At 43.3% G+C, this 23,585-nt stretch carries 18 protein-coding genes; 14 read left to right on the top strand and 4 right to left on the bottom strand.

Translation table 11 applies throughout. From position 1 onward, the window contains the following. Positions 1 to 90: 90 nt before the first annotated feature. Positions 91 to 2,160, bottom strand: a complete 2,070-nt coding sequence (locus tag MPH60_RS20200; RefSeq protein ID WP_241589596.1) for a transglycosylase domain-containing protein — start codon at positions 2,158 to 2,160, stop codon at positions 91 to 93. A gap of 207 nt (positions 2,161 to 2,367) precedes the next feature. On the opposite strand from MPH60_RS20200, the gene speE reads away from it, so the two are divergent. The 4 genes from speE (at position 2,368) to argS (ending at position 6,483) form a co-directional block, all read left to right on the top strand. After that, the gene (speE, locus tag MPH60_RS20195; protein ID WP_101223866.1) at positions 2,368 to 3,195 is read left to right on the top strand and encodes a spermidine synthase; all 828 of its coding nucleotides are present in this window, start codon (positions 2,368 to 2,370) and stop codon (positions 3,193 to 3,195) included. Positions 3,196 to 3,209: 14 nt separating this feature from the next. Beyond that, positions 3,210 to 4,088 carry an agmatinase gene (gene speB, locus MPH60_RS20190; RefSeq protein WP_144527427.1) on the top strand — a complete coding sequence of 293 codons (879 nt, stop codon included), beginning with the start codon at positions 3,210 to 3,212 and terminating at the stop codon, positions 4,086 to 4,088. A 280-nt stretch (positions 4,089 to 4,368) separates the two neighbouring features. Beyond that, complete coding sequence (locus tag MPH60_RS20185) at positions 4,369 to 4,809, top strand: DUF1934 domain-containing protein (protein ID WP_241589598.1); 441 nt, start codon at positions 4,369 to 4,371, stop codon at positions 4,807 to 4,809. A 3-nt stretch (positions 4,810 to 4,812) separates the two neighbouring features. Next, the gene (argS, locus tag MPH60_RS20180) at positions 4,813 to 6,483 is read left to right on the top strand and encodes an arginine--tRNA ligase (RefSeq protein ID WP_241589599.1); all 1,671 of its coding nucleotides are present in this window, start codon (positions 4,813 to 4,815) and stop codon (positions 6,481 to 6,483) included. Between the two features lie 49 nt (positions 6,484 to 6,532). Here argS and uvsE read toward each other — a convergent pair whose 3' ends face one another. Both uvsE and cls read right to left on the bottom strand, forming a co-directional pair. After that, entirely contained in the window at positions 6,533 to 7,486 is a 954-nt protein-coding gene (gene uvsE / locus MPH60_RS20175) for a UV DNA damage repair endonuclease UvsE (RefSeq protein ID WP_241589600.1), read from the bottom strand. Between the two features lie 28 nt (positions 7,487 to 7,514). After that, positions 7,515 to 8,717 carry a cardiolipin synthase gene (gene cls, locus MPH60_RS20170; protein WP_241589601.1) on the bottom strand — a complete coding sequence of 401 codons (1,203 nt, stop codon included), beginning with the start codon at positions 8,715 to 8,717 and terminating at the stop codon, positions 7,515 to 7,517. A 293-nt stretch (positions 8,718 to 9,010) separates the two neighbouring features. On the opposite strand from cls, the gene MPH60_RS20165 reads away from it, so the two are divergent. The 10 genes from MPH60_RS20165 (at position 9,011) to MPH60_RS20120 (ending at position 22,918) form a co-directional block, all read left to right on the top strand. Then, on the top strand, positions 9,011 to 11,140 hold the full coding sequence (locus MPH60_RS20165; RefSeq protein ID WP_241589675.1) for a heterodisulfide reductase-related iron-sulfur binding cluster: 2,130 nt from the start codon (positions 9,011 to 9,013) through the stop codon (positions 11,138 to 11,140). A 201-nt stretch (positions 11,141 to 11,341) separates the two neighbouring features. Continuing rightward, positions 11,342 to 12,532: an acetyl-CoA C-acetyltransferase gene (locus tag MPH60_RS20160; RefSeq protein ID WP_241589602.1), complete on the top strand. Its 1,191-nt coding sequence runs from the start codon at positions 11,342 to 11,344 to the stop codon at positions 12,530 to 12,532. A gap of 36 nt (positions 12,533 to 12,568) precedes the next feature. Further along, positions 12,569 to 13,420, top strand: coding sequence for a 3-hydroxybutyryl-CoA dehydrogenase (locus MPH60_RS20155; RefSeq protein WP_241589603.1), 852 nt, complete (start codon positions 12,569 to 12,571; stop codon positions 13,418 to 13,420). Positions 13,421 to 13,455: 35 nt separating this feature from the next. Further along, on the top strand, positions 13,456 to 14,592 hold the full coding sequence (locus MPH60_RS20150; protein ID WP_241589604.1) for an acyl-CoA dehydrogenase: 1,137 nt from the start codon (positions 13,456 to 13,458) through the stop codon (positions 14,590 to 14,592). A gap of 27 nt (positions 14,593 to 14,619) precedes the next feature. Next, positions 14,620 to 15,759: an acyl-CoA dehydrogenase gene (locus MPH60_RS20145; RefSeq protein WP_241589606.1), complete on the top strand. Its 1,140-nt coding sequence runs from the start codon at positions 14,620 to 14,622 to the stop codon at positions 15,757 to 15,759. A gap of 112 nt (positions 15,760 to 15,871) precedes the next feature. Beyond that, positions 15,872 to 16,522 carry a TetR/AcrR family transcriptional regulator gene (locus tag MPH60_RS20140; RefSeq protein WP_241589607.1) on the top strand — a complete coding sequence of 217 codons (651 nt, stop codon included), beginning with the start codon at positions 15,872 to 15,874 and terminating at the stop codon, positions 16,520 to 16,522. Between the two features lie 11 nt (positions 16,523 to 16,533). Next, positions 16,534 to 19,800 (top strand): fused isobutyryl-CoA mutase/GTPase IcmF, encoded by a 3,267-nt coding sequence (gene icmF, locus MPH60_RS20135; protein WP_241589608.1) that lies wholly within the window; start codon positions 16,534 to 16,536, stop codon positions 19,798 to 19,800. Between the two features lie 138 nt (positions 19,801 to 19,938). Then, positions 19,939 to 20,100: a hypothetical protein gene (locus MPH60_RS20130; RefSeq protein WP_241589609.1), complete on the top strand. Its 162-nt coding sequence runs from the start codon at positions 19,939 to 19,941 to the stop codon at positions 20,098 to 20,100. 209 nt (positions 20,101 to 20,309) lie between these two features. Further along, positions 20,310 to 20,900, top strand: coding sequence for a DNA-directed RNA polymerase subunit delta (rpoE, locus tag MPH60_RS20125; protein WP_241589611.1), 591 nt, complete (start codon positions 20,310 to 20,312; stop codon positions 20,898 to 20,900). 410 nt (positions 20,901 to 21,310) lie between these two features. Then, positions 21,311 to 22,918, top strand: a complete 1,608-nt coding sequence (locus MPH60_RS20120; RefSeq protein WP_241589612.1) for a CTP synthase — start codon at positions 21,311 to 21,313, stop codon at positions 22,916 to 22,918. Positions 22,919 to 22,964: 46 nt separating this feature from the next. Here MPH60_RS20120 and MPH60_RS20115 read toward each other — a convergent pair whose 3' ends face one another. Then, positions 22,965 to 23,492: a DUF2529 domain-containing protein gene (locus tag MPH60_RS20115; protein ID WP_241589613.1), complete on the bottom strand. Its 528-nt coding sequence runs from the start codon at positions 23,490 to 23,492 to the stop codon at positions 22,965 to 22,967. Between the last annotated feature and the right edge of the window lie 93 nt (positions 23,493 to 23,585).

Raw genomic sequence — 23,585 nt, 5'->3', positions numbered from 1 at the left:
AAATCAGTAAACTTAAAGACAGCAGTTTAGTCACTGTGGAACTAGGACAGAAAAACCCCCGAAGCCGCTGCCGGCTTCGGGGGTTTTTCGTTATCCCCAAGGTTTTAAGATTTTTTTGTACCATGGGGCCTTTTTATGTTCTTCTTCTTTTGGGGCATGTTTCGGACTCTCACCCTTAAAGTGCTCGGCACAGTATTCGACAGGTTCGGTTCCTTTAACATAATAAGTCAATCTTGAGGCAGGGCAGTCCTTTGTGGCCAATTTTCCGCTAACGGGGTTCACGTCTACCCCGATTACGTTTTCGGTTTCCTTAAATGATTTTGCCGGTTTCCCTTGCAGGCCCTTTTCCATATAGGAAGCCCAGATTTTCTTTGCATAGCCTTTTTCAGCAGGGATTTCGATCTTTTTGCCTTGATCATATCCAGTCCATACTCCTGCTACAAGCTCCGGTGTGTAACCGATCATCCAGCTATCAGTCGGGGTGGAGCCTGATTTGCCCGCATATGGGCGGGACAGCTGGGAACTAATGGTGCTGCCGGTCACTTTCGTATAGCCATTTAAGGTTTCATCGAAAACCCCTGTAAGCATCTGGGTCATGACAAATGCCTTATCCTCATCCAAAATCTGTTCCGGTTTCTCATTTTCATCAAAAATCACTTCACCTTTTTGATTTTCAACCTTTTTGATAAACACGGGTTCAACCTTCTTGCCGCCATTAGCCAGAATGCTGTATGCGTTCACCATTTCAATCGCCCTTACACCTGATGTACCGAGTGCCAGGGAGGGAACCGCATCCATCTTTGCCGTGATGCCGAAACGATGCGCCGTATCGACCAATGTCTGTTCTCCAAGGAACAAGTGCGTTTTTACGGCGAAGATATTATCGGAAAGAGCAATGGCCTGAGCCATCGTGATTTCGCCTTCCGCATATTGATGGTTGTAATTATGCGGTGAGTAAGATGAGTGACCGTCATCGAAAGAAAATGTAGTTGTCTCGCTTTTTAAAGTGGTGGACGGTGTGAAACCATTCTCCAATGCTGAATAGTATAGCAAGGGCTTAATGGTTGAACCAGGCTGGCGAACGGCCTGTGTGGCCCGATTGAATGGCGACTCGGAGTAATCTTTCCCTCCGACCAGCGCACGGACCTCCCCGGTATCCGGATCCATTGCCACTATCGAGGCTTGAATGCCTGAAGACTTGGGTATGGTATTGGAAAGAACTTCTTCGGCAGCATCCTGCTGGGTTTCGTCCAGTGTGGTATAGACCTTAAGCCCGCCAAGCTCGATTGTCCGGTCATCTAAATGAAGCTGAGTTTTTAAAGCCTGCTTGACGGCATCCTGGAAATAGGGAGCGGTCTTCTTGGTGACCGTTCCGTGTTCTCCCTTTAATGTAAGGGATGTTCGCAGCGCTTCCGCGATATCCTTTCCGGAAACGTAGTTTTTGCTTTTCATGGATTGCAGGACGACTCTCTGCCTTGATTTCGCTTTTTCAAAGTTATCCAATGGAGAATAGTTTGACGGCCCTTTTGGTATTCCAGCCAGCATGCTCGCTTCAGGAAGGGTCAAATCCTTGGCATCCTTGCCAAAGTAATATTGACTCGCTGCTTGGGCTCCATAGGCGCCATGGCCATAGTAAATCGTATTTAAATAGCCTTCTAGAATTTCCTTTTTAGAGTAGTTCATTTCTAAACGTATCGTATAAAAGGCCTCATTAAATTTACGCGACCACGTTTTGTCATGCCCAAGAAACAGGTTCCTGGCATACTGCTGGGTAATGGTGCTTGCACCCTGGACTTTGGACATTGCCTTAATATCAGCAAGGATGGCTCCGCCGATCCGCTTTATATCAAATCCATTATGAGTGTAAAATTGACGGTCTTCAACGGCGACAGTCGCTTTGACGAGCTCTGGTGAAATCGACTCCATTCCGGCCCAGTAACGTTTCTGGCCATTATCGGTCTCACCGATCACATTTCCATTATCGCTATAATAGAGAGTGGACTGCGGCACGACCAAAGGAGGCGGACCTAATATTTTTGCATAAATCAGTAAAGAGAGAAGCAATACAAAGAGTATTGTGAGCCCGATCGTGGCAAGGATAATGAAGGCCCGTACATATTTAGTTGTCCTTTTAAATCGTTCGCTTGGAATCAATTCCATTGCTTTCACCTCTCTTATCAGGTAAGAATCTAGTATCTATTACTATTATGGAAAAAAAAGAAAATTTTAAACGTAAGAACTGCATTTAAGAAATTTATCTTGCAATTCTGCTAGATTCGTCTATAATTTTTCTAGCTAATGACTATACCGATTTTGGGGAACCTATAAGGTGACTGACAATATGAAATGGAAAAGGAGCGTTAATAAATGAGCATTTGGTTTACTGAAAAACAAACAGAGAATTTTGGTATTACGATGAAAGTGAATCGTACTTTACATACGGAGCAAACTGAGTTTCAAAAGCTGGATATGATTGAAACGGAAGAGTGGGGCAATATGCTGTTGCTGGATGACATGGTAATGACTTCACAGCGTGATGAATTCGTGTACCATGAAATGGTAGCCCATGTTCCTTTATTTACCCATCCTAATCCAGAAAACGTTTTGGTTGTAGGAGGAGGGGACGGAGGAGTTATCCGTGAAATCCTAAAACACCCAAGCGTAAAAAAAGCTACATTGGTGGATATCGATGGGAAAGTTATCGAATACTCAAAGAAATTCCTGCCTGAAATTGCAGGCATGCTTGAAGATCCGCGTGTAGACGTACAAGTTGGGGATGGCTTCATGCACATCGCCAAAAGTGAAAATGAGTATGACGTGATCATGGTTGACTCGACTGAACCAGTCGGACCTGCCGTCAATTTATTCACTAAAGGTTTTTATGCCGGGATTTCCAAGGCTTTGAAAGAAGACGGGATTTTTGTGGCACAATCCGACAATCCTTGGTTTAAAGCGGACTTGATTCGTGATGTACAACGTGATGTAAAAGAAATTTTCCCAATCACCAGCTTGTATTTAGCGAATATCCCGACGTACCCAAGCGGCCTTTGGGCGTTCACGATCGGGTCGAAAAAATATAATCCATTAGAAGTGACTGAAGATCGTTTCCATGAATTAGAAACGAAATATTATACAAAAGAACTTCATAAAGCAGCTTTCGTTCTGCCTAAATTCGTTCAAGATTTAGTGAAATAAAGGAGGCATGGACCATGAAATTCGATGAAGCCTATTCAGGCAATGTATTCATTAAAAGCCATCCTGTTTTTGAGGAATCGGAAGCTGTGCTATACGGCATGCCAATGGACTGGACGGTAAGCTTCCGTCCGGGTTCCCGCTTCGGCCCTACCCGAATTCGTGAAGTTTCGATTGGTTTGGAAGAGTACAGCCCGTATTTAGATCGTGAATTAGAGGAAGTTAAATTCTTTGATGCCGGGGATATTCCATTACCATTCGGCAATCCTCAGCGCAGTATCGATATGATTGAAAAATATGTCGACAGCTTGTTGGATGCAGGTAAGTTCCCAATGGGTATGGGAGGGGAACATCTTGTAACATGGCCTGTCATCAAAGCCATGTTCAAAAAGTATCCCGATATGGCCATCATCCATATGGATGCCCATACAGATCTACGTGAGGATTATGAAGGAGAGCCGCTTTCCCATGCGTCCATCATCCGTAAATCCGCAGAACTTATCGGCCCGAAAAATGTATACTCTTTCGGCATTCGTTCCGGTTTGAAGGAAGAATTCCAATGGGCAAAAGAAAATGGCATGCACATCTCTAAATTTGAAGTTCTTGAACCTCTGAAAGAAGTACTGCCGCAGTTAGCTGGCCGTCCTGTATATGTGACGATCGACATCGATGTTCTTGATCCTGCGCACGCACCGGGAACAGGCACCGTAGATTGTGGAGGCATCACCTCCAAAGAGCTTTTAGCTTCGATTCATGAGATAGCACGATCTGAAATTAATGTAGTCGGCTGCGATTTGGTAGAAGTGGCACCGATTTATGATCCATCCGAGCAAACTGCGAACACTGCGAGCAAGCTGATTCGCGAAATGATTTTAGGTTGGGTTCAAAAAGGTTAATGGGCGTAAGGCTTGACTTGACTGTTCCTGTTTTTTAGCGGGAATGGTCTTTTTTTATCCATTCCGGGAAGGGATTTTGCGTCTGATGGACTCTATTCGAATAATTCCGCCCCGATGAGTCATTATTGTGTTAAATTCAAATGAATTGCAACAACTTGAATTCGACAGTTTATCCTCACTTTTTTTGATTTACACTTTATTTTCCGCTCCAAGTTGAAACTTGCTTGAAGAATATTTATACTTATAAAGTTAAGAACGACATGATGAAGGAAGTGTAGCTTTGACTCTTCATGATATTGATAAGCAAGCGATTAAAGTGACTTTACAGACAAAAATCAAGCACGGTTCAGAAACGGAAACGTATGAGCTGGTCACATTTGGTACAAAAATGTATAAAGGTGCAGATTTATATTTGCAATATAAAGAGGAAAATGAAGCCGGGCAAACACAAACGACCATCAAGCACAAACCGGATGAAACGATCCTGCTTAGAAATGGTGCCATTAAAATGAGGCAGCTTTTCCGCCTGAAGGAAGCGACAAATGGACATTACGAAAGTATATATGGCAGGTTAGGATTACGGACGACCGCGAAGAAGATACATCATCAATGGGATGAGCAGACCAAACAAGGGAAACTTGTCCTTAAATATACGTTACATATGCAGGGAAGCGAACCCGGTCAATATGAGATGACGATTTCCTACAAGGAGGAAGTATAGCGCATGAATATAGTAAAAGAGGTACAGGAAAAACTGAAAGAAGAGATTAAAGCGGCAGTCATTAAAGCTGGTTTAGCAACGGAAGTGCAGATTCCAAATGTTGTATTGGAGCTGCCAAGAGATAAGACACATGGAGATTATTCCACGAACATGGCCATGCAATTAACGAAGATTGCAAAGAAAGCACCAAAGATGATAGCAGAGGCAATCATCGAAAACTTTGACAACTCAAAAGCATCCATCGAAAAAATCGAAATTGCAGGACCAGGTTTCATCAACTTCTACATGAATAATGCCTATTTGACAGAATTGGTTCCTGTTATTTTGAAAGTGGATGAAGCATATGGGGAAAGTGACTTTGGCAAAGGAGAGAAAATCCAAGTGGAGTTCGTTTCCGCGAACCCGACCGGTGATCTCCATCTTGGTCATGCACGTGGTGCGGCAGTAGGTGATACTCTATGTAATATCCTCTCTAAAGCAGGTTACGATGTTTCACGTGAATACTATATTAATGATGCAGGAAACCAAATCAATAATTTGGCCATATCCATAGAAGCTCGCTATTTCCAGGCACTTGGCCTCGAAAAGGATATGCCGGAGGGCGGTTATCATGGTGAAGATATCATTGGCATCGGTAAGACGCTTGCAAGTGAATATGGGGATAAATATGTAAATGCCGATGAGAAGGAACGTTTTGAATTTTTCCGTGAGTACGGCTTGAAATATGAAATGGAAAAACTGAAAACGGACTTAGGTAACTTCCGTGTCGGATTTGATGTATGGTACTCCGAAACATCCCTCTATCAAAACGGTAAAATTGATGAAGCACTTAAAGTGTTGAGGGAAAGGGGCCATGTTTACGAGGAAGATGGTGCTACATGGTTCCGCTCTACGGAATTAGGCGATGATAAAGACCGGGTGCTTATTAAGCAGGATGGATCTTACACATATCTGACACCGGATATTGCCTATCACCGTAATAAATTGGAACGGGGCTTTCAAACACTGATCAATATCTGGGGTGCAGATCACCACGGCTATATCCCGCGTATGAAAGCGGCGATCGAAGCATTAGGGTACAATCGCGAGCAGCTTGAAGTCGAAATCATCCAGCTTGTTCACCTGTACAAGGATGGCGAGAAAATGAAAATGAGCAAGCGCACAGGTAAAGCGGTTACGATGCGTGACCTTATTGATGAAGTAGGTTTGGATGCAACACGTTATTTCTTTGCGATGAGAAGTGCGGATACTCATATGGACTTCGATTTGGATCTTGCGGTCTCACAATCCAATGAAAACCCGGTTTATTATGCACAGTATGCCCACGCCCGGATTTCCAGCATTTTGCGCCAAGGTGTGGAACAAGGGATCAGCTATGAAGGAGTCACTGATTTCTCTGCCCTATCTACTGAAAAAGAAGTGGAGCTTTTGAAGAAATTAGGGGAATTCCCGCAGGCAATAGCGGAAGCGGCCGAAAAACGGATGCCTCACCGCATGACGAATTATATATATGACCTGGCTTCTACATTCCACAGCTTCTACAATGCAGATAAGGTTCTGGATGTTGAAGAGATGGAAAGAAGTAAGGCGCGTCTAGGACTGGTCAAATCCGTCCAAATTACTTTAAAGAATGCATTAGCCATCATCGGGGTTTCGGCACCGGAAAAAATGTAATGAAAAAAGCGGCTGTTTCTAACGAAACAGCCGCTTTTTTCAGGCTTAATTAGCACTCGACGGCACCGCCGCTCACCCTTTTTACACCACGAAGCTTAGCTATATCCTCAATCAGCTGCAACATTGCCCGATCCTTCATCTTGGCCTCGATCATGAAATCCACGTCCTGTCCAAGATCCTTAAGCACTTTAAAAAGGGGCATGATGAACTCCAAATCGATATAATCTGCATGCGAGCGAAATTCACCTGCCGATTTTGGGGATGAAATATGAATCTTTGGTACCACCCCTGCCTGGCCCCAAGTGGTGAACACCTCGGTGAGCAGCTCGTTAAGCGGCATATCTGAAAGGTTTGCGAGATGATGATGGTAATCGAATACAAGCGGTATGCCTTCCCTCTTACATACGCTCAGGGTTTCAGATGCTGTATAGGTTTTATCATCATTTTCCAAAGTCATTCTTTCCTTGACGTGCATAGGCAGCGATTTAAGATTGTCATGAACCCTTATAAGGGCGGACTCTTTATCACCATAGGCTCCACCGACATGGATATTGATGAAAGAGGTGTCCGCTATGCCCATTGCATCAAGCATTTTATAATGGAACTCCATATCTTTTACGGCATTTTGTGTAATCTCAGGCTTAGGGCTTGTAAATAGCGTAAACTGATTCGGATGAAAGCTGAGCCTCATTTTGTGTGCAGTGGCCCAGTCGCCAAGCTGTTTCCACTCTCTTTTAAAAGGAGTAACGAAATCCCATTCTATTTCGGGATGTGTGGCTAAAGGTACAATGGAACTGGACATCCGGTATACTTCTATTTGGTGTGCCGTGTTATATTGAAGGACCCTTAAGGTGTTTTCAATGTTCTGCCTTGTCACATCCAGGAGTTTTTCCATTCCTTTTTCTGGGCCAAGTGTGCTATATCGCTTGAAAGTAAGTGTCTTGGCCGGAGAAGCTTCCCATAAACAGGTGGCATTGGATACGAATCCAAATCTTATTTTCATTTTATTTTTCTCCTTGAGCAACAGGATATCAGAGAAAAGGAGAAAGGATGGAAGCCAGAGATTCTTTTGCTGTACGGATTACATTCTTGCTGGAAAGCGCGTCCCCGTCTAGCGGCTTGGACTCGGCTAGGTCCACTGCCAATTCCTTTTCTACATCTTCTATAAATGTCCGGTCAAATACGATGCAGTTCATTTCACCATTTAAAAAACAACTGCGTTTATCAAAATTAGCCGTACCGATATCACACATTATATCATCAATCAGAATCACTTTAGAATGGTAGAACCCCCTTTGAAATTGCATGATTTCAGCCCCTTCTTTTATTAGTACCCGAAAATAGGGAAAAGAAGCTTCCTTGACAAGGGCATGGTCTGAAATTTCAGGTACGATGATCGTAAGGGAAACATTGCGTGCAAGTGCTTCCCTTAATTCTTGAAATAATGTTTCGCTGGGAATGAAATATGGAGTCCCGATTATGATTTTTTTAGTGGCTTGCCGAATCATGTGTGTAAGTGACTGTTCAAGATCACTGCCATTCGTGACGACAAACTGCTGTGCCTGCTTCCCGGGAGTCAATGTCGGGAAATAGGCTGGCGTTCCTCTGTAATCCTCGTTTGTATCATAGTACCAATCCGAGAGGAAGACTTCCTGAAGGTCCTTTACACCTTCCCCGGTCATTTTTAAATGGTAATCTCTCCACGGGTTCAGCTTCTCCCCTTGGTTTATATACTCCTTACCGATATTAAAGCCGCCAAGATAGCCGATTTTTCCATCTATCACCGTGATCTTACGGTGATTTCTTTTTTGTATGGTATAGAAAAGGAAGGGGAGTTTCGGTTTAAAGCTGAAAGAAAAATGAACGCCGCTTTTAGTTAGCTCCTGAATGATTTGGCGGGACATCTCTTTACTTCCTACCCAATCGGCCAATAGCCGCACTTCCACGCCCTCTTCCGCTTTTGACTGCAGTAACTTCAAAAAATCCTTGCTGAATTTATCATTTTTTACAATATAAAAAAGGATATGGATGGAATCCTGAGCTTGCCTTACTTCCTTCATGTAATCATCAAACAGGCTTTTACCTGATGTGAATACAGTCATGTCGCTGTTCCGAGGCGGATATTTTATGTTGGTTGCGTGCTTCAAATAACGCTTATGCCCTACCTTAAGATCAACCCAGCACCAAGAGAAGATCAATAAAAATATAGAGGCAATCGTAGTGATTATCTTCAAAAAAATCCCCCCTAAATGATTATATTTAGTTTGGCTCTAATTCCCTGTCAATAACCATTAAAAAGCGGGGAAAGGATCCTCATTTTTTTTGAATAAAGAAGGGTAATACACAGAATTGTCGAATTATATAATGAAGATGGCGAAAAATTATCTAGTTTTTAGAAAGAAAAAAGTTGACTGAATGCTCATTCATTATATAATGGAGTTAACTAAATTTCAGAAAAATGCCAAATTTCCCATAATGATACCTGGCATTTGGCAATTTACTAAAGAGGGGGAAAGACTGCATGGAAATGAATGGCTTACTGTGGATCAACTTAGTTGCATTCCTGATTGTAACCGCTTACGCCGCCGGTTTATTTGTCTATTTGATAAAGACTCGTATAGCTTATATAAAACTTGGCAAAAAAGTGGAATTCGATAACCGTGTGAAAGATCGTCTTGTTAAAATAGGTGTTTATGTATTTGGACAGAAGAAGCTCTTTAAAGATAAAAAGAGCGGGATCATTCATGCCTTGTTATTTTATGGTTTCATCTTAGTGCAATTTGGCGCACTTGACTTTTTCGTTAAAGGCTTAAGACCGGGGTGGCATTTACCGTTTGGCCCTGTTTATCCGGCCTTTACTTTCTTCCAGGAAATTGTGACGCTTACTGTTCTTGTTGCAATCCTATGGGCGGCATACCGCCGTTATGTCGAAAAGCTCGTTCGCTTGAAAAGGGATTTCAAAGCAGGCCTGGTTGTCATCTTCATTACCGGTATCATGATTACCGTATTGCTGGGGAATGGAATGGGAATGATCTGGCATGGACACGATGCAACTTGGTCAGAGCCAGTCGCATCAAGCATCGCTTTCCTATTCGGCTGGATGGGGACAACAGCGGCAACCGTCGTTTTTTATGTAGCTTGGTGGCTGCATTTACTGATCATATTATCTTTCCTTGTTTATATCCCGCAATCTAAGCACGCTCACCTGATTGCCGGTCCGATAAATGTATTCCTGAATCGCCTGGACAATCCCGGGAAATTGAAACCGGTAGATTTGGAAGAAGAGATTCTCGACAAAGAAGGAAACCAATATTATGGTGCCAAATATATCGAGGACTTGACGCAATATCAAATGGTGGACCTCTATGCCTGTGTGGAGTGCGGGCGCTGTACCAATATGTGCCCGGCTACAGGTACCGGTAAAATGCTGTCACCGATGGATATCATAATCAAGATGCGTGACCATTTAACAAATACAGGCGCTGCCGTTACTACGAAGCAGCCATGGGTGCCATCTTTTGTTTTTGGGAATACGAAAGGAAATAAAATCGCTTTGGCTGGTGCCGCGCAGGGGGCGCAGGAATCGGCTGCAGCAACAGAAGCTTACAGTCCGAGCCTGATTGGCGAAGTCATTACGGAAGAAGAACTTTGGGCTTGTACCACATGCCGGAACTGTGAAGATCAATGCCCGGTAATGAATGAACATGTTGACAAAATCATCGATATGCGCCGTTATCTAGTGTTGACCGAAGGCAGACTGGATCCTGATGCGCAACGTGCCATGACGAATATTGAGCGTCAAGGGAACCCGTGGGGACTGAACCGAAAAGAGAGAGAAGATTGGCGAAGCCTTCGGGAAGATGTCAGCGTCCCAACCGTGAAGGAATTAAAAAAGGCAGACGAAGAATTCGAGTATTTATTTTGGGTGGGGTCAATGGGGTCGTACGATAACCGAAGCCAGAAGATTGCCCTTTCCTTTGCTAAATTATTGAATGAAGCAGGCGTTAAATTTGCAATTCTTGGAAATAAGGAGAAAAACTCAGGGGATACTCCGCGTCGATTGGGTAATGAATTTGTTTTCCAGGAGCTAGCAATGAAAAATATAGAAGAATTCCAGAAGAATGAAATAAAGAAAATCGTTACGATCGATCCGCATGCATACAATATCTTTAAGAACGAGTATCCGGATTTTGGCCTGGAAGCGGAAGTGTATCACCATACTGAATTGTTAGCCAAACTTGTCAGTGAAGGCAGGTTGGTACCTCAGTATCCGGTGAATGAGACGATTACATTCCACGATTCCTGTTACTTGGGAAGGTACAATGAAGTTTACAGCCCGCCGCGTGAAATCTTGCAAGCCATTGCTGGTGTGAAACTTATTGAAATGGAGCGTAACCGTGAAAAGGGTATGTGCTGTGGAGCTGGAGGCGGTTTGATGTGGATGGAAGAGGAAACGGGAAACCGTATTAATGTGGCCCGTACCGAACAAGCTCTGGCCGTCAGTCCAACAGTGATCAGTTCCGGATGCCCTTACTGCCTGACCATGCTATCAGATGGGACGAAAGCAAAAGAAGTTGAGGAAAATGTTAAAACGTATGATGTAGCAGAACTACTAGAAAAAGCGGTCATTGGTGAAAATAAATCGATTGCATCTTAATTTAAATGTTTAAATGGAATTGCCTGTTTCTTTTATAACGGATGAAATAAAGGGAGCAGGCAATTTATTCAATATTTACAAACTGAATATTTTCATTTTTGGGAAAAATGTGTAATATAATATTAAGCGCTTACAACACTATTTTTTTAACTCCAAATTGAGCGAGCGTTCAATCAATGTTACTTATAGGGGGAAATAATGATGGCGAAAACAGTGATTATTAGCGGTGTGAGAACACCTTTTGGTAAATTTGGCGGTGGCCTTAGCAGTATGACGGCATCACAACTTGGTGGAATAGCAATCAAAGAGGCACTTGTCCGGGCAGGGATTGAAGGCAGCCAAGTAGATGAGGTCATCATGGGGAATGTGCTTCAGGCGGGCCAAGGCCAAATACCTTCCCGCCAGGCAGCCCGTCATGCTGGATTACCATGGGAAGTGAAAACGGAAACCATTAATAAAGTATGTGCATCAGGACTTCGCAGTGTGACATTGGCTGATCAGATCATTCGCTTAGGTGAAGAGGAAATCATTGTTGCCGGCGGAATGGAATCGATGAGCAATGCTCCTTATATCCTTCCGAAAGCAAGGTGGGGCCTAAGGATGGGTGATGGAGAGCTCAAGGATACGATGATTTCGGATGGCCTTAGCTGCAGCTTTACGGGTGTGCATATGGGGACTTACGGAAACAGTACTGCCGAGGATCTTGAAATCACCCGTGAGGAACAAGATAGCTGGGCTTATGAGAGTCATCAAAAAGCGATAAAAGCAATCGATGGCGGTATCCTAGCAGAAGAAATCATTTCCGTACAGGTGCCGGTGCGGAAAGGCGAACCAATGACCGTTGAACATGATGAAGCCCCAAGAAAAGATACATCTGCCGGGAAGTTAGCTAAATTAGGTCCAGCTTTCAATAATAATGGGACCATTACGGCAGGTAATGCACCAGGAGTCAATGATGGGGCAGGTGCACTCGTATTGATGAGTGAGGAACGTGCGGAAAAGGAAGGGAAAACGCCTTTTGCCTATATTTTAGCTCATGCAGAAGTGGCAGTGGAAGCAAAGGACTTCCCTAAAACGCCAGGTTTGGTCATAAATGAACTCCTGAAGAAGACAGGTAAATCGATAGAGGAAATTGATTTGTTTGAAGTGAACGAAGCATTTGCTGCGGTTGCGCTGGCCAGTGGGAAAATTGCCAACATCGAGCCGGGAAAAGTGAATGTAAACGGAGGGGCTGTAGCATTAGGTCACCCGATCGGGGCGAGTGGTGCCCGCATCATCATTACGCTGATGCATGAACTGAAACGCCGCGGAGGGGGATTGGGCATCGCAGCGATCTGCAGTGGCGGCGGTCAGGGAGATGCCATTTTAATTGAAGTCCCTAAGCAAGGATAATAGTTTCGTAGATAGATACATGAGGAGGGATTTTTCATGGGCATTGAAAAAGTGATGGTCATTGGTGCTGGACAGATGGGTTCTGGCATTGCCCAGGTCTGTGCAATGAGCGGTTATGAAGTTCTTTTACATGATTTAAAAGATGAATATGTAGAAAAGGGGTTAGGGACAATTACCAAGAACCTTTCCCGGCAGGTTGAAAAAGGAAAAATGGAATCAGAGGAGAAGGATATAATCCTTTCCCGGCTGACTTCATCGACGGATTTGAATAATGCGGCCGCGGTAGATTTGGTGATTGAAGCGGCAGTGGAAAATATGGACATAAAAACAAAAATATTTGCCGAATTGGATGAAATCACGCCAAAGCACGTCATCCTTGCATCCAATACTTCTTCGCTTCCGATTACCGAGATAGCCGCTGCCACGAAAAGGCCGGAAAAGGTAATAGGCATGCACTTTATGAACCCCGTTCCAGTCATGAAGCTGGTTGAGATCATTCGCGGACTTGCTACAGCGGATGAGGTTTATAAAGAAGTTGAAGAGATGGCAGAATCGTTGAACAAGGTACCGGTGGAAGTCAATGATTTCCCAGGTTTTGTAGCGAATCGGATTTTGATGCCGATGATCAATGAGGCCATTTATACCCTTTATGAGGGCGTCGCCACCAAAGAGGCGATTGACGACGTGATGAAGCTGGGAATGAACCATCCGATGGGCCCGCTTACGCTAGCTGACTTCATTGGACTGGACACATGCCTGTATATAATGGAAACCCTTCATCAAGGGCTCGGGGACGATAAATACCGGCCGTGTCCGCTGTTAAGGAAATATGTAAAAGCTGGATGGTTAGGAAAAAAATCAGGACGGGGCTTTTATGAATATAACTAATCTTAGAAAGACGTGCAGCTAGGGAGGGATGAAGGATGGATTTCAAATTTACAGAAGAACAGGAAATGATGCGGAAAATGGTAAGCACTTTTGCGGAGAATGAGATTACCCCTCATATCGAGGCAATGGAAACAGGCGTGTTTCCAAAAACGATTCTGCAAAAAATGGGTGAGCTTGGCTTGATGGGAATCCCGATTTCAGAAGAATACGGTGGCGCGGGTATGGACTTCATGTCTTATATCATCGCCATCAATGAGATTTCCAAAGTTAGTCCAACTCTCGGTGTTATATTGTCCGTTCATACTTCTGTTGGAACAAATCCAATCGTTTATTTTGGAACGGAAGAGCAGAAGCGAAAGTATGTGCCTAAGTTAGCCGCTGGTAAATATTTAGGCGCCTTTTGCTTGACTGAGCAAAGCTCAGGTTCCGATGCTGCGAGTTTGAAATCGAAGGCAGTGGCAGTAAAGGAAGACGGGAAATATCGGATAAATGGGTCCAAGGTTTTTATCACTAATGGCGGGGAAGCGGATGTATTCATTGTTTTTGCTTCAACAGACCCTCAGAAGGGAAGCAAGGGAATCTCTGCTTTTATTGTAGAAAAAGGGACGCCAGGCTTAATCATCGGTAAAGATGAACGGAAAATGGGCCTTCATGGCTCGAGCACCGTACAGGTTACGTTCGAGGATATGAAAGTGCCTGCAGCCAATCTCCTTGGCAAAGAAGGGGAAGGCTTTAAGATCGCAATGGCCAACTTGGATGCTGGAAGGATAGGCATTGCTGCTCAAGCGCTGGGAATTGCAGAAGGCGCCATGGAACATGCTGTCCAATATGCAAAGGACAGAGTTCAATTCGGCAAAGCTATTGCAGCACAACAGGGGATTGGTTTCAAGCTTGCTGAAATGGCAACGAGTATAGAAGCTTCAAGGTTACTCGTCTATCGCGCGGCGTTTTTACGCTCACAGGGATTGAAGTGCGGTAAAGAGGCTGCAATGGCTAAGCTATTCGCTTCGAGGACGGCTGTTGATGTGGCGATAGAAGCAGTCCAGGTGTTTGGAGGCTATGGATACACGACGGAGTATCCTGTCGAACGCTATTTCAGGGATGCAAAAGTAACTGAAATTTATGAGGGTACCAGCGAAATACAGAGAATGGTCATCAGTAAGAATCTATAATTTGCAAAATATTTAGGAGGCATAGACATGCAATTTAAGCTAACGGAAGAGCATGAAATGATCAGGAAAATGGTGCGCGATTTTGCTCAGAATGAAGTGGCTCCGACAGCAGCCGAGAGGGATGAAGAAGAACGATTTGATCGTGAAATCTTCGATAAAATGGCTGAACTTGGTTTGACTGGGATTCCGTGGCCAGAGGAATACGGCGGAATTGGAAGTGATTATTTAGCGTATTGCATAGCGATTGAGGAACTTTCCCGCGTTTGCGCTTCCACTGGGGTGACTTTATCAGCCCATACTTCCCTTGCAGGATGGCCAATCTATAAATTTGGGTCTGAAGAACAAAAACAAAAATACCTTCGCCCGATGGCACAGGGTGAAAAAATCGGTGCCTATGGGCTGACCGAGCCTAGCTCAGGCTCTGACGCAGGCGGTATGAGAACGACTGCAAAGCTTGTAGGTGATGAATATATTATCAACGGTTCAAAAATCTTCATTACGAACGGCGGGATTGCGGATACATATGTCGTCTTTGCATTGACGGATCCAGAATCCAAACAAAAAGGAACGAGTGCTTTTATCGTTGAAAAGGACTTCCCGGGTTTTAGTGTCGGCAAAAAAGAGAAGAAGCTTGGAATCCGTTCATCACCGACCACGGAAATCATTTTTGATGAATGCCGAGTACCAAAAGAAAATCTCCTTGGAAAAGAAGGAGAGGGCTTTAAAATAGCGATGATGACGCTTGATGGCGGCCGTAATGGGATTGCAGCCCAGGCAGTGGGCATAGCCCAAGGTGCATTGGATGCCGCAGTTGATTATGCAAAAGAGCGGGTCCAATTCGGGAAGCCTATTTCTGCACAGCAAGGAATCGGTTTTAAATTGGCGGATATGGCAACGGGTGTTGAAGCTTCAAGGCTATTAACCTATCAGGCTGCCTGGTTGGAATCAGCGGGCCTTCCTTATGGAAAAGAGTCGGCCATGTCCAAACTTTTTGCTGGAGATACAGCCATGAAAGTGACGACAGAAGCCGTGCAGGTCTTTGGAGGTTATGGATATACGAAGGATTATCCTGTAGAACGGTATATGCGTGATGCGAAAATCACCCAAATCTATGAAGGTACACAGGAAATTCAAAAGCTGGTCATCTCACGGATGATTACTAAATAGGATTGAAATTGAGGTTTTCCGATGAGGCATTGCCTTTACCGGAATACCCTTTTCAATTTCTTCAGAATGTCTTTGGCAATTAAATGATGGGCTTATTAAAAGGAGTTTGAAAATGGAAAAAAGAGAGGTTCTTGCATCTGTAAAGGATGAACGGCTGGTTGAAAAAAGACGTACACAAATGATTAAAGGAGCGGTGACCCTTTTTAAGGAAAAGGGATTTCATCGTACGACTACCAGGGAAATTGCCAAAGCGGCCGGCTTTAGTATTGGCACGTTATACGAGTATATCCGAACAAAGGAAGATATATTATATCTCGTTTGTGACTTTATCTACGATGAAGTCCAGGAAAAGCTTCAGAAAGAAATAGATCAGAGCGATGGGACACTTGAAAGCTTGAAGCTTACGATCGCCTATTTTTATAAAGTGATGGATGATATGCAGGACGAAGTGCTGGTGATGTATCAAGAAGTGAAAGCACTGACGAAAGATGCTTTACCTTATGTATTGAATAAAGAACTTCGGATGGTCGGCATGTTTGAAAAGGTGATAACGAAATGTGTTGAGAATGGGGAGCTATCGTTAACAGCAAAACAAATAAGCCTTGTTTCTCATAATATTTTCGTTCAGGGACAGATGTGGAGTTTTAGAAGGTGGGCATTGCATAAAGAGTATACGCTTCCAGAATATGTTGAACTGCAGACGCAATTATTGATTCAAAATATATCGCTTCAGAAAAATACTGAGTTAAATTCGTTTCAATAAGGAGGAGCTCAATGGGTACAGTTGAGGTGTATAAACCGAAGAACCATATTAGATTCGTTACTGCTTCGAGTTTATTCGATGGACATGATGCATCCATCAATATTATGAGGAGAATCCTTCAGTCCAGCGGTGCAGAAGTCATTCATCTAGGTCATAATCGTTCGGTGGAAGAGATCGTGAATGCGGCCATCCAGGAAGATGTTCAAGGCATAGCGATGTCATCTTACCAAGGCGGACATGTCGAATATTTTAAATATATGTATGACCTGCTGAAGGAAAAGGGAGCCGGGCACATTCGTATTTTTGCCGGCGGCGGCGGGGTCATCATCCCAAGGGAAATTAAAGAACTCCATGATTATGGGATTGCCCGGATCTTTTCTCCTGATGAAGGGCGGGAATATGGGCTTCAAGGAATGATAAACGTATTGATGGAGGAGTGTGATTTCTCGACAGTCAAACCATCTTTACAGGAACGTTTTGATGAATTGATTACTGGGGGAACAAATGCCATTGCCCAATTCATTACCTTTGCCGAAAACAGACTCGATGCTTCACAGGAGTCAGCGGCAGCGGTGGAGAGTCTGTTCGAGCAGATCAAGACTTCCGAAAAGAAGGTTCCTGTTCTAGGGATTACAGGGACTGGCGGTGCTGGGAAAAGTTCATTGACTGATGAATTGATACGAAGGTTCATTAATGAAATTCCAGACGAGAGAGTCGCCATCCTATCTGTAGACCCGACCAAACAGAAAACGGGCGGTGCCCTGCTTGGTGACAGGATTAGGATGAACTCGATTTTTTCAGAGCGTGTTTATATGCGGAGCCTAGCCACGCGCCATTCAAAAAGTGAGTTGTCTTTGGCAATAAAAGATGCCATTTCAGTCGTGAAGGCAGCTGGCTTCGATTTAATCATCGTTGAAACGAGCGGAATTGGTCAGGGAGATGCAGAAATCGCCGAGATATGCGATGTATCCATGTATGTAATGACGAGTGAATTCGGTGCACCTTCGCAACTTGAAAAAATCGATATGATTGATTATGCAGACTTGATAGTCATTAACAAATACGAGCGCAAAGGCTCAGAGGATGCAAAAAACCAAGTTCAAAAGCAATACCAAAGAAGCCGGACACTTTTTGATCAAGATCCATCTGAAATGCCAGTATACGGTACCATCGCTTCCCAATTCAATGACCCAGGCACCAATGCATTGTTCGCAGCACTGATTGAAAAGCTTAATGAAAAATCAGGGACGGGTTGGAGTACCGCCTTTTCGAAAGAAGCGGATGTTTACAAGCAAAATGTGATCATCCCTACTGACCGTCGGTATTATTTACGTGAAATCAGTGATACGGTCAGATCTTATCATAAGCGTGCGGCTGAACAAGTACGCATTGCCCGCAGGCTTTTCCAGCTGGAAGGTGCAATTGATGCAGTTAAGGAAAATGATAACAACGAAGATATGGTGGCTTCTTTAGAAAAAATGAAAAAGGAAACCGCTTCGAATTTATCACCTGAATCTAAAAAAATACTTTCTGGATGGATGGAATTAAAAGAAAAGTATGCAGGAGAGCAGTTTATAACGAAAGTCCGGGATAAAGAAATCGTCACGAAGCTGAAAACTAAAAGTTTATCAGGTTTAATGATTCCGAGAGTGTCATTGCCTAAATATGTGGATTATGGAGAGATCTTAGGATGGGTTTTCCGAGAGAACGTTCCGGGCTTCTTTCCTTACACAGCGGGAGTCTTTCCATTCAAGCGTGAAGGGGAGGACCCGAAGCGGCAATTTGCCGGTGAAGGATCACCCGACCGAACCAACAGGCGTTTTCATTATTTGTCAAAGGATGATAATGCTAAACGGCTAAGTACGGCTTTCGATTCGGTAACTTTATATGGCGAGGATCCCGATCACCGCCCTGATATTTATGGAAAGGTAGGGGAAAGCGGAGTCAGCATCTGTACGTTGGATGATATGAAAAAGCTGTATGCAGGCTTTGACCTTTGCCACCCGTCAACCTCTGTATCGATGACCATCAATGGACCGGCACCGATCATTTTGGCCATGTATATGAATACGGCAGTCGATCAGCAGATTCAACGGAAAGAAGAAGAGTTAGGCCGTCCCCTTACGGATGCAGAAGCTCAAGAAGTGCAGGCATATACCCTTCAAACGGTACGCGGAACTGTTCAAGCGGATATTCTGAAAGAGGACCAAGGTCAGAATACATGCATCTTCTCTACGGAATTTGCTTTAAGGTTAATGGGGGACATTCAAGCATATTTCATCGATCGAAAAGTCAGGAACTACTACTCTGTATCCATTTCCGGCTATCACATTGCAGAAGCGGGCGCCAATCCCATTTCACAGCTTGCTTTTACATTAGCGAATGGCTTTACTTACATCGAATATTATTTAAGTCGGGGAATGAATATTGATGACTTTGCCCCGAATTTGTCGTTCTTCTTCTCAAATGGGCTCGACCCGGAATATACGGTTATCGGGAGGGTGGCAAGAAGGATTTGGGCTACGGTCATGCGGGATAAATATGGTGCGAACGACCGCAGCCAGAAGCTGAAATACCATATACAGACTTCCGGGCGCTCCCTTCATGCGCAAGAAATAGACTTCAATGATATCAGAACGACACTTCAGGCTTTAATGGCACTGCAGGACAACTGTAATTCCCTGCATACTAATGCGTACGATGAAGCCATCACGACGCCTACTGAAGAATCCGTGCGCCGGGCAATGGCCATACAAATGATCATTACAAAGGAGCATGGGCTCTCAAAAAATGAAAACCCGATGCAAGGAGCCTTCATCGTAGAGGAATTGACGGATCTGGTTGAAGAGGCCGTACTGCAAGAGTTCGATCGCATCAATGATCGAGGCGGTGTGCTGGGTGCAATGGAGACGCAGTATCAGCGCGGGAAAATCCAGGATGAATCGATGCATTATGAGATGAAAAAGCATACGGGAGAATTGCCGATCATTGGTGTCAATACGTATTTGAATCCCAACCCTCCTTCCGAAGAAGCGGTGAACAGCATGGAAATTGCCCGTGCAACAAAGGAAGAAAAGGAAGGGCAAATCATAAATCTCCGGGCATTCCAGGAAAGAAATAAGGAGTTCACGGAAGAGGCGCTAACTAAACTGAAATTGGCAGCCATGAATGGGGAAAATATCTTTGCTGAACTCATGAACTGCGTCAGAGTGGCCAGTCTTGGTCAGATAACGAGGGCGCTATATGATGTAGGCGGTCAATATCGAAGGAATATGTAAACTTTGAAGGGGGCTCCGAACGTTTAGGGGCCTCTTTTTTAAATAATTCCCCTCTTTTTTAACAAAATGAAGATTTTACCTTATAATTATTGGGAAAAGGGGCAAAAATGAAGAATCAGCCCTATTGGAGTTGAGAAAATGAACCTGAAAATGATTGGATTGATCATAGGGTACATTCTTGCCATCATTATTTTATTTGAGCTGTATGAGCATCAATTGGGTGCCATCTCTTTTTTTATCCTGACTATTGTCTTTTTTACGGCAGCCTATCGACAGAAGTCTAAAAAGGAAAGTGAATGAATTTAGCTTTTGGTTTCCTGAATGATAGACAATAAGGTAAATCTGTGAAAGTATCAGATAGAACTAGCATAAACCCATTTAGATTGTTTATAATGGAGTATATGTCTAGCAGGAATTGTCGTTATTTTATCGAACTACTGTTTTAGATTATTTTTTTATGTGAAAAAACACGGAATTCAGTGTTTGAATAGAGAAGGGAAGTGCGGAATTTGAGTTTAAAACAATACTCAAAAGAGCAGTTATTGGAAATGTCCTTAATAGAGATGGCATATGATTTGTTAGTGGAAAGAAATGAACCGATTCCATTTAAAGACTTAATAAGTGAATTAGCTTCGCTGCACCATTTATCTAAAGCGGAAGTGGAAAAGAAAATTGCACAATTCTATACGGATTTAAATGTGGATGGCCGCTTCACTTCACTTGGGGACAACCGCTGGGGATTGAAAACATGGTACCCGGTTGACCAAATCGAGGAAGAAGTCGTACATGTTGTAAAACCTAAAAAGAAAAAGAAAGCCAAAAAGGCTGCTGCCGTTATCGACGATTTCGATGAACTTGAAGACGAAGATCTTGATTTTGAAGAAGATATCGATGATCTGGACGAGGATGAAGATGATGACGATGATGATATCCTAGGTTCTCCAGTCATCGACGAAGTGCTTTTGGATGACGACGTGGATGATGACGACGATCTGGAAGAAGAAATAATCGAAGATGATGCATTTGTCCTGGAAGATGATGAGGACGAAGACGAAGATGAAGATGACTTGGAAGACTTGGATGAAGAGGATGAGAAATAAATAATCGCCCTTGACTTTTTGAGGCGAAATTTGTAGAATCATTTTTGGGCTCCTTAAAAAAGGACACAATGATTAAATTATATCGCTCCCTTACTTTTATTGTAAGCGGAGCGTTTTTGTTTTTAATGATGGAATGAATAAATGACATCATTTTTTTATTTTTAAAAATGATTTCTCGTAGAATTGTAAAAACTATAGAGAACATATTTATGTTTACTGTCATTTAAGGAAATTTATTCTTGTTCATGTATCCTGCATGACTCTCACTAAAGACCTTTAAGTGATTAATGGTTTGTACTGGTTTACGTTTTTAGCTTTTAACCGCTCATGTGGCGGAAGATTTGATTCAGTTCCGATTTAATGATGTGAAGAACAGAATTGGAAGAAAACATTCTATAGGAGGATATAAAATGACAAAATATATTTTTGTGACAGGTGGAGTAGTTTCTTCCTTGGGAAAAGGGATAACGGCCGCTTCTTTAGGTAGATTATTAAAAAATAGGGGTTTGAATGTTACGATCCAGAAGTTTGACCCTTATATCAACTTGGATCCAGGTACGATGAGTCCATACCAACACGGTGAAGTGTTTGTAACGGATGATGGTGCTGAAACGGATTTGGATTTGGGGCACTATGAGCGTTTCATTGATATCAACCTTGGCAAACACAGCAATGTGACTACAGGCAGAATTTATTCAACGGTCCTGAGAAAAGAACGCCGTGGCGATTATCTAGGTGGAACAGTTCAAGTCATTCCGCATATCACGAATGAAATTAAAGAACGGGTTTTCCGTTCAGGCAATGAAACGAATGCCGATATAGTCATCACTGAAATCGGCGGTACTGTAGGGGATATTGAGTCTCTTCCATTCCTTGAGGCGATTCGCCAAATCAAGAGCGATATCGGCATCAATAATGTTATGTATATCCACTGTACACTGGTTCCTTACATCAAAGCTGCTGGTGAAATGAAAACAAAACCGACACAGCATAGTGTAAAAGAATTACGCAGTCTAGGCATTCAGCCGAATATCATCGTTGCACGTACAGAAAGCCCAATTTCACAAGATATGAAGGATAAAATCGCTTTATTCTGCGATATCGATAAAAATTCCGTTATCGAATGTCTTGATGCGGATACTCTTTACTCCATCCCTCTTGCGCTTCAAGCACAAAATATGGACCAAATCGTTTGTGATCACTTGCAATTGGACTGCGGCGAAGCGGATATGGAAGATTGGAAGGAACTAGTCAAAAAGGTTACTTCTTTATCAAAGAAAACAAAAATCGCTTTAGTCGGAAAATATGTAGAATTGCAAGATGCTTATCTATCTGTAGTGGAAGCACTTAAGCATGCAGGATACGCATTTGATGCAGATGTTGAAATCGACTGGGTGAATTCCGAAGACGTAACAAAAGAAAATGTTGCTGAACTTCTGCAAGATGCAGATGGAATCCTTGTCCCAGGCGGTTTTGGAGATCGTGGAATCGAAGGGAAAATTGCAGCGACCGAATTTGCCCGCACGACGAAAAAACCATTCTTCGGAATTTGCTTGGGCATGCAGCTGGCGTCCATTGAGTATGCTCGTAACGTCCTGGGATTGCCAGAAGCTCATTCAGCTGAAATTAATGAAGATACTCCTGATCCAATCATCGATCTTCTTCCTGAACAGAAGGATGTAGAAGATTTGGGCGGTACACTGCGTCTTGGTCTGTATCCATGTAAGCTTATCGAAGGAACTAAAGCATATGAAGCCTATAATGACGAGGTTGTTTATGAGCGTCACCGTCACCGTTATGAATTCAATAACCACTATCGTCAGGCAATGGAAGAGGCTGGATTCGTATTTTCCGGTACTAGTCCGGATGGCCGTTTAGTTGAAATCGTTGAATTGAAGGATCACCCTTGGTTTGTGGCTTCTCAATTCCATCCGGAATTCACGTCACGTCCTAACCGTCCGCAGCCGCTTTTCCGTGACTTTGTCGGTATGTCTTTAAAGCGCAGCGAAAAACTTTAATAAACAAAAAAACAGCCCATGTGGCTGTTTTTTTTTAGATGAATAATCATTCTTCTTCATACTCTTTTATGATTTCTTCAAGAGTGAATTTAATCCCATAATAAGCGAAAAGAGCGGCAATGAGAGTAGGATACCCATAGCGATTTCCGGTTTCATCAGGAATCAATCCCCGTTGGATACGTAAATCAATATGAACGTCTGCCAACTCCAAAAGAGAGTCATCTTCAGAAGGGACGGATGTAGAAACAGCAACAAATGGGATATCTTTTTCCTTGAGTTGTTTTGCCAGTAACAATGCCTCTATATCATCCGAATGACGGCTGAATATGAGAAATCGATCTTCCCTGGAAATAGTTTCTCCGGATTCATATCTTTTTACCTTCGGAAAGGGCTCTGCCCCATCCAAAGCCTCGGCAGTGACACCCTGCATTTCACCAAAACCGTGAATGTACACAGCACCGTCCCCAACCGCAGCCTGAGCCAGCAAGCGTCCGGCATCCTCCATTTCAAAGGCTTCATTTTCAATCATTTTCTTAAATAAACCGCTTATCTGTGTCGAAAAAATTTTTAACATGGTCAGGGACTCCTTTTAAAAATAATATACCCATTATAAAGGACTTTCCTTTGCAATGACAGGTTTCAGGGATTTTGATCCGGAAGGGCGGAA

The organism is Peribacillus sp. Aquil_B1, assembly GCF_022603275.1.
Taxonomy (GTDB): domain Bacteria; phylum Bacillota; class Bacilli; order Bacillales; family DSM-1321; genus Peribacillus.
This window is presented reverse-complemented; position numbering and strand designations above follow the sequence as displayed.